Below are 7,323 nucleotides of genomic sequence, written 5' to 3' on the forward strand. Positions count from 1 at the left end.
GGTCGTCAGCGAGCTGACAGCCGATCTCAACGAACTGATAGGCGCCACCAGTTTCGCGACCGACGGCCGGCTTGCGGTGGCGCCGGGCCTGACCGATCCGCGCTTCACCAATCCGTTATCCGGTCATTATTGGCAGGTGGAAGACCTGGTCAGCCATAGCTTGGTGCGCTCGCGTTCGTTGTGGGACGCAACGTTGGTTTTGGCCGAGCAGGGGACGAGCGGCGAATTGAGAAAGATCGAGGAGCTCAAGGGTCCCGGCGGCGAACTCACCGTAGCAGTCGAGCGCACCATCACCGATGCCGACGGCCGGTCCTTTCGCGCCATCGTGGCGGAAGACCACCATAGCGTCGAAGTTTCGGTGCGCGAATATGTCCGCGACCTTGTGCCGGCTCTCATCATGCTCGCCGCCGCTCTCATGGCGGCCTTCTTCGTCCAGATCACCGTTGGCCTTGCGCCCCTGGAGAACCTCAGGGTCGCGGTTCGAAACGTGATCACGCAGCGAACAGCGCGGCTTGACGTGGCGGCGCCGAGCGAGGTGCAACCGCTCGCCGACGAGATAAACCGCCTTCTCGATGCGCAGGAGAAGGCGCTCGCACGCGCCCGGTCGCGCGCCACCGACCTGGCGCACGGGCTGAAGACGCCGCTGCAGGTGCTTTCGGCCGACATTCGGGCTCTGCGCCAGAAGGGCGAAGCCGGGCTCGCTGACGAGATAGAGAAGAGCGCGGGGGCGATCCGTCGCCATGTAGAGCGTGAATTGGCGCGCGCCCGTCTGGCGCCCGGCGTATCCAGCAAGGCATCGTGCCGGGTAAGGGAGGCCGCCGCGGGCGTCATCGCCGTCGTCAAGCGAACGCCTGGCGGCAAGCAGCTCGCATTCGTGATCAACGTCGAGGATGATTTCATCGCGCCGGTCGATGAAGGCGACCTCTCGGAGATCCTCGGCAATCTGGTGGAGAATGCGGCGCGCTTCGCAAGGTCCTCGGTTCAGGTCAATGCGTGCGTAAGCGATGGTGAGGTATCCATCGCGGTCGCCGATGATGGGCCGGGCATCCCGGATGCGGATCGGGAAGCGGTGTTGTCGCGCGGCGTGCAATTGGACAGCCAAGGCGGCAGCAGCGGACTCGGCCTGGCCATCGTCTCCGACATTGTCGAAGCCTATGGCGGACGCCTTACGATGGCCAATGCCGATCCTGGCCTGATCGTGACCATTGCCTTGCCCCGGCATGGCTGAGCGGCGCTCAGGCAAATCCGGGAAAATAGTCCACCTTTATCCTCGAACGGCTCACGCCCATTGCCAGCAGCTTGCCACGGAGTGCCTTGACCATGGCTTGCGGGCCCGAAATGTAGAAGGTTCGCTCCAGATAGTCCGGGATGGCGAGGCGCACCAGGCGTGCGTCGATGTAGCCGGAATACTGGCCACGCTCGGCGCCGTTTGCGACGGCGAAAACCGTCCTCACGCCAAGTTCTCTCTTTGCTGTATGGAGAACGTCTCGATAAGCAATGCCCTGCTGCGTCTCGACTCCGTAAAGGAGGACGATCGGTCGCTTTTCGTGGATGTCGACAAGATATTGCAGCATCGAGCGAAATGGCGTGATGCCGATGCCGCCGGCGAGGAAGGCGATCTTGGTCTCGGGATCGGTCGGCAGGGTGAAGTCGCCGGCAAGCTGAGAGGCGTGGATCGTGCTGCCCGGCTTCATAGCGCCCAGCGCCATCTTGAAGGCGCTCGATCGCGGATAGAATTTGACGCCAAGTCGTATGGATTGCTCCGTGGGCGCCGATGCGACCGTGAAATAGCGACGGTTGCCGCGATTGTCGGAACGTTCGAGACCAAGTGTCCATTCAAGATACTGGCCCGCCTCGAAGGCGAGCCTGCGCGGTGAGCTGAAGATGAAGTCGTAGCTGTCCATCGCCGATTGCTCGATGCGCTCGAGCGTGAGCACAAGGCGCCCTTTGGGGCTCACGGCATATGCAAAGAGATTGCCCGTCAGAAGTGCCAGCTCAGGCGTGAAGTAGAATGAGCCCACGCGGATGTTGGGCGCGAACAGGAAACCGACGATCGCAGCGAAGCAGATGCGCGGCAAGCGCGTTGCTGGCGCCGTAAGCGGCTCGGTCAGCATCACGAAGGCGAAGAAGAACAGTGGCGACGAGCCCAGCGTCTCAGTCAGTGCTGTCGCATATTGCGACGGCTCGGTCGTCGAGAGTGTCATCGCCATCGTCACGACGATGAAGATCACGACGAGGTCTAGCCTGCGCAGCTTGCGAACGATAAGCAGGCCGCCAGCAAGCACGACGGGGAGCAGAGGCAAATTGCCTCCGATCCACCAGGTGGCCGGCTGGTCAAGCAGCAAGCCGGCTAATGCCACGCCCAGCGCCGCGGGATTGAACAGGTGCTTCCTGCCGATGGCGAGGATGAATTTGGATGAGATCGCCCAGATGCAGGCGAACACAATCGCGCCGATCCCCTTGAGGTCGGTAGCTGCCACAGGGTCGAGGATGAGCGCCAGGATGAGGGCGGTGATGTAGACTGACTCGCTGTTGGCCGGAACCTCAAACACAACGGCGAAAACCCTGTTGGTCGTCCAGCAGGCGGCCAGCATCAACACCGTCGTAAAGGTGAGAACGATCGGATCATTCGGCACGAGATTGAAGAAGCCGAGTACCAAGGCCATGCCTAGCAAGACGAGCAGGTAGTAAAGAACCAGCCGGTACATGGTCTGGTGGTCGAGAAAACGGTCAATGGCCTTGATCATGATTGGCAAAAGGCTCCGAAGCCGCTTGTCGGTGTGGCGCGGCCATTGCTGCCGACGACGTAGCCCTCAAGGCCAGCTGTCCGTTCGAGAAACAGAATGCCATCCCGCCCCATGGCGAAGGCAGCGGTGGCGAAACGGTCGGCTTCGAACACATCCGCGCCGATCACGGTCAGGCTGACGATCTCGGTAATCGACTCACCAGTCCCAAGCGGATTGTAGATATGCTGCCCGCGCACATAGGTGCCGGACGTCGCGACGCCGTGCCCACGTGGATAAACGACCTTGATGATCTCTTGGGCGTTGAAGGGATTGCGGATACCGACGCTCCAGTCGAGACCGGAGGGATTCCTGCCGCGGGACTGGATGTCGCCGCCTGCCTCGATGAAGAAGTCGTCGACGCCGGCTCGCTGAACGATCCCGGCGGCATTGCGGATGGCCCAGCCCTTGACGATACCGGACGGATCGAGCGAGCCGTCGGACCGGCGTATGTCGAAATATCCACCCGTCTCGGTTCTCGTCTGTCCAGACAGGGCCAGAACTTCCATCATTTCGCCGCTCCAGTCGCGGACGGCAAGATCGCCACGGTTGATGGCCGAAATCTCGCTGTCGGTCCTGTAGGTGCTGAAGCGCCGGTCGACGTGCTCGAAATATTCGAAGACCGCGTCTACAAGGCCGCTGCCACAAGCGCCACCGATGTCCACGGTGATGGGCATGCCCATCAAGAACCTGGTGTCGCGCATGGAATCAGGAGGACGCTTGCTTCAATGCGCCAGCGAGCGACTGTCTGAAGGCCTTGCTGGTCAATGTCGCGCCCGAGATTATGTCGACATTGGCGCCCTGCGCGCTGATCGCTTCGTCCCGCAGCATCGGCAGCGCCTGCCGATTGATGCTGATCGAGGTGCGTCGGTCATTCGGATATTTCAGCACCTTCAGGGATGTGAGACGTCCGCCCTGGATGGACGCCTGTATCTGCATGAGGCCGTAATAGGCGTCGGTGATTGGACCAACATATGTGCCATCGGCAAAGCCGTGGCCCGCGGCCTTTATCCCTGAATTCGGCGACGCCTTCATCCCGGCCTTGACGAGCTGGGCTGAAGTCTGCGGATAATCCGGCCTCGGCTGCGGAAGGGGGATGTAGACCGCCGGCGTTACGGCGAAGGACGCGGACTGAGGCGCGACATTCCCGGTGAGTTGAGGCGGCGTCGGTTCCAGTGCTGGCACTGACCCCTGGGGAAACGCCTGCTGGCCGACAGCGGCTGGAAGTATCTTGGTTGCTGCCGGTTTTGCTACGGCAGATGGCTTCGAAGCCCGCTGAAGGATCGCGGCCGTGGTTTCCTTGTCAACCGTGCCTGGTGGCGTCACTGGAGGTTCGAGTTGCACACCCTGCCGTTCGATCGCGGGTGAGGGCGTGGCGGGCGGCGCGACGGCAATGATCGAAGCAGGCGCCGGTTCGGCCGCCTGCGACAAGCCCTGCTCGGTGGCATTGACGGGGCCCGTCGTGTCGATCACGTCGCTGATTGGACCCGAGCCGGCCTGATCCCAGACATAAGCACCCGACGATGCGAGCACGAAAAACGATAGGGCAATCTTTTTCATTAGCGTCTGAATTCCGTGTTGGCCTGCCTTGAGCAGGACGGTTCAAACGCAGTATCTCACGACGAAGCTGACAACTGGCTGTCAACGCGCTCAGACTGCCTAAGCCCGAACCTCCTTCCGAGCGCTGCTCGCCCTCTGCGGCTACCCTTCCGGTGCGGGAAGCGGATCGCCTCGGCGAACTCGACCTCACAGATCACATGCAGGCCGTTCTCCGATCAACGATGTGGAAGGGATGATAGCACCGGCGCGCGGATGGCTAGCCGCTGAATGTCTTTATGCGCCCCATATCGGCTATCGGAGCAGCTCTGGATACCTCTCAAAAGCTGCCGCTCAGACGATTGGGTTAAGCGTTCCATTCTCGTTGCAGATTAGACCAAAACGCTTCAGCGTGAGTGCCGGCCAAGCCAAGGTCACGGACACTGCTCATGTGATTGGCCGCCACAAGATTTGAGCAAGAAACGACAAGCCCCTGCTTTTCAAGCCTCTCTGCGAAACGTGCGGCTTGGCTGTGAAAGGGTAGTGTTTCATCGGCTCCAACCACGATATCGACCCGTACAGAGGGATCAAACCGATGATTGATTGGCGAGAACAACTCGACCTCTTCGTCGGTGATTGCGATCTCCTTGGCGAGGAATGACGTCTGCAACGGCTTCAAATCGTAAAGTCCGCCCAGCAGCATTGCGGCCTTTATGCCTGACCGCGGGCTGCTGTCGTTGAAGAGCATGGTTGCGAGATGCGCGCCGGCGGAATGACCACTGACCGTGAGGTGCCGGGGATCGCCGCCGTGATCTGCAATCCGTTCGCCCACCCACCGCTTGGCGCGGCGCACCTGGTCGACGATCGTCGCCATCCTGACCGCAGGCATCAATGCGTAGCCCACGATTGCCGCTATCGCTCCCGCATTCGTAACGGTCTCGGCGACATAGGAATAATCACTTTTGGAAAACATGCGCCAATAGCCGCCGTGAATGAAAAGATGCACCGGCAGCCCATCGCGTCTCCCTTCCGGGAAAAACAGGTCAAGGGTTTCGCTGCGGTCGGTTCCGTAAGCGACGTCAGCGACCATCGGAAGCCTCGCCCTGGCTTCCGCGCTACTGCGGCGGATTTCGGCCACGATGTCGTCGAAGTCGGCGACATGATCGCGGGTGCGGAATGGGTCTTTCGTCATCTGTCTGCTCAAATCGTCACGGCGATGTACTTCGCCTCCATGAACTCGGCAATGCCGTGCTTCTGTCCGCCCTCACGGCCGAGACCGCTTTGCTTGACACCGCCGAAGGGCGCGGCCGGATCGGACATCAGTCCGCGATTGAGTGCGATCATGCCGGACTCGATCCTGGAAGCAACCCGCATGCCCTTGGCCAGGTCGCGCGTGTAGATGTAGGCGGCCAGGCCATACTCGGTGTCGTTGGCGCGGGCGATGACCTCCGCCTCATTCTCGAAGCTGCTGATCGGGGCCACCGGCCCGAAGATTTCCTCGTGACCCATCGCCGCGTCGCTTGGCACGCCGGCAAGTACAGTCGGCGGATAAAAATATCCCTTCTCATCGGACGCTTCGCCACCGCACAGGACCTTGGCGCCGCGCGCAACCGCGTCCTGCACAAGACGATCGATCTTGGCCACCGCCTTTCTGGTGATCATCGGACCGCATTCGGTGTCCGCATCGGTACCGGGACCGACATGGAGCGCCGCCATACGTTTGCGCAGGCCCTCGGCGAAGGCGTCGTGAATGCCGGCCTGGACATAGAGTCGATTGGCGGCCGTGCAGGCTTCGCCGGCATTGCGCATCTTTGCGATCATCGCGCCGTCAAGGGCGGCTTCGAGATCGGCATCGTCAAAGACGATGAACGGCGCGTTGCCGCCAAGCTCCATGGAGCAGGAGGTAACGTGCTTCGCCGCCTCGGCCAGCAGCAGCCGACCTATGCCCGTCGAGCCGGTGAACGACAGTTTGCGCACGCGCACATCGGCCAGCATGGCGGCGGTCAGCGGACCCGGATTGGAGGTGGTGATGACGTTGACGACACCGGGCGGCACGCCGGCCTCTTCGTAGAGCGCCGCAAGCGCGTAGGCGGTCAGCGGGGTCTCGCTCGCGGGCTTCAGGATCACGGTGCAGCCGGCTGCCAGCGCCGGCGCGATCTTGCGGGTTGCCATCGCCGCAGGGAAATTCCACGGCGTGATCAGGATGCAGATGCCGATGGGTTGGTAGTCGACCACGATCCGGTTCGCACCCGATGGAGCCAAGCCGAACTCGCCGCTGATGCGCACCGCTTCCTCCGCGTTCCAGCGGAAGAACTCGGCCGCGTAGGCGACTTCGCCGCGTGCGTCGCGCAAGGCCTTGCCGTTTTCCAGGGATATCAATGCGGCCAGGGTTTCGGCGCGTTCGGTCATCAGCTCGAAACAGCGCCGCAGGATCTCGGAGCGACGGCGCGGTGCTGTTTCGCGCCACGCTTGGGCCGCGGTCGCCGCCGCTTCCACCGCGGCAGCCGCGTCGTCGAGCGTTGCGTCGGGCACCGCCGCGATCACGGCTTCAGTTGAAGGGTCGACCACTTCGATGACGCGGCCGTCGGACGCGGGCCGCCACTTGCCGCCGATGTAGAGGCCGTGCGCGAAGGTGATGTAGTCGGACATATCTTGATCCTGGTCGAATTCGGCTTGAGAGATATTCATGGATTTGGCTCCAGCTCACACGGTGCCAGGCGTCGACTGGCCATCATAGGCGGCGCGGACAAGGCTCCGCATCGAGGCGATGTCGAAGGGCCGTGGGTTGTTCTTGATCAGCCGGTCGATGCCCAGCGCCTGCTCGGCCGTCCAGTCGATCTTGTCCTCGGCAAGCCCAAGTTGGGCCAGCGTCACCGTGATGCCGATGGCGCGGAAGAGGCGGGCAATCTCATCGATGGTTGCGTGGGCCAGACTCTCGACATCATGCCCTTGGCCGGACAGACCGAGGGCAATGCCGATCTCACCGATCTCCGTCGCCGCGACG

At 62.2% G+C, this 7,323-nt stretch carries 7 protein-coding genes; 1 reads left to right on the forward strand and 6 read right to left on the reverse strand.

Annotation, left to right across the window (positions count from 1 at the left end; all coding sequences use genetic code 11):
- On the forward strand, positions 1-1,228 hold a 1,228-nt coding region (locus J0I79_RS02005; protein ID WP_292854983.1), incomplete at its 5' end, for a HAMP domain-containing sensor histidine kinase.
- Positions 1,229-1,235: 7 nt separating this feature from the next.
- Here the strand turns inward: J0I79_RS02005 and J0I79_RS02010 are convergent.
- From J0I79_RS02010 to J0I79_RS02035, 6 genes are all read right to left on the reverse strand, one after another.
- Positions 1,236-2,747, reverse strand: a complete 1,512-nt coding sequence (locus tag J0I79_RS02010; RefSeq protein ID WP_292854985.1) for an RnfABCDGE type electron transport complex subunit D — start codon at positions 2,745-2,747, stop codon at positions 1,236-1,238.
- Positions 2,744-3,460, reverse strand: coding sequence for an FAD:protein FMN transferase (locus J0I79_RS02015; protein WP_292854987.1), 717 nt, complete (start codon positions 3,458-3,460; stop codon positions 2,744-2,746). The genes J0I79_RS02010 and J0I79_RS02015 overlap by 4 nt, the downstream gene beginning before the upstream one ends.
- Before the next feature lie 31 nt (positions 3,461-3,491).
- On the reverse strand, positions 3,492-4,343 hold the full coding sequence (locus tag J0I79_RS02020) for an FMN-binding protein (protein WP_292854988.1): 852 nt from the start codon (positions 4,341-4,343) through the stop codon (positions 3,492-3,494).
- 343 nt (positions 4,344-4,686) lie between these two features.
- Positions 4,687-5,511 (reverse strand): alpha/beta hydrolase, encoded by an 825-nt coding sequence (locus tag J0I79_RS02025; protein WP_292854989.1) that lies wholly within the window; start codon positions 5,509-5,511, stop codon positions 4,687-4,689.
- An 8-nt stretch (positions 5,512-5,519) separates the two neighbouring features.
- Positions 5,520-7,007 (reverse strand): NAD-dependent succinate-semialdehyde dehydrogenase, encoded by a 1,488-nt coding sequence (locus J0I79_RS02030; RefSeq protein ID WP_292854991.1) that lies wholly within the window; start codon positions 7,005-7,007, stop codon positions 5,520-5,522.
- A 15-nt stretch (positions 7,008-7,022) separates the two neighbouring features.
- Positions 7,023-7,323 (reverse strand): iron-containing alcohol dehydrogenase (locus J0I79_RS02035; RefSeq protein WP_292854992.1); only part of this gene is annotated, 301 nt, incomplete at its 5' end.

Source organism: Mesorhizobium sp., assembly GCF_017306585.1.
Classification (GTDB): domain Bacteria; phylum Pseudomonadota; class Alphaproteobacteria; order Rhizobiales; family Rhizobiaceae; genus Mesorhizobium.

Bases quoted from the DNA above. Each gene is read 5' to 3' on its own strand.
- J0I79_RS02025 (WP_292854989.1), bottom strand. From the start codon at position 5,511: ATGACGAAAGACCCATTCCGCACCCGCGATCATGTCGCCGACTTCGAC.
- J0I79_RS02015 (WP_292854987.1), bottom strand. From the start codon at position 3,460: ATGCCCATCACCGTGGACATCGGTGGCGCTTGTGGCAGCGGCCTTGTA.
- J0I79_RS02010 (WP_292854985.1), bottom strand. From the start codon at position 2,747: ATGATCAAGGCCATTGACCGTTTTCTCGACCACCAGACCATGTACCGG.
- J0I79_RS02030 (WP_292854991.1), bottom strand. From the start codon at position 7,007: ATGAATATCTCTCAAGCCGAATTCGACCAGGATCAAGATATGTCCGAC.
- J0I79_RS02020 (WP_292854988.1), bottom strand. From the start codon at position 4,343: ATGAAAAAGATTGCCCTATCGTTTTTCGTGCTCGCATCGTCGGGTGCT.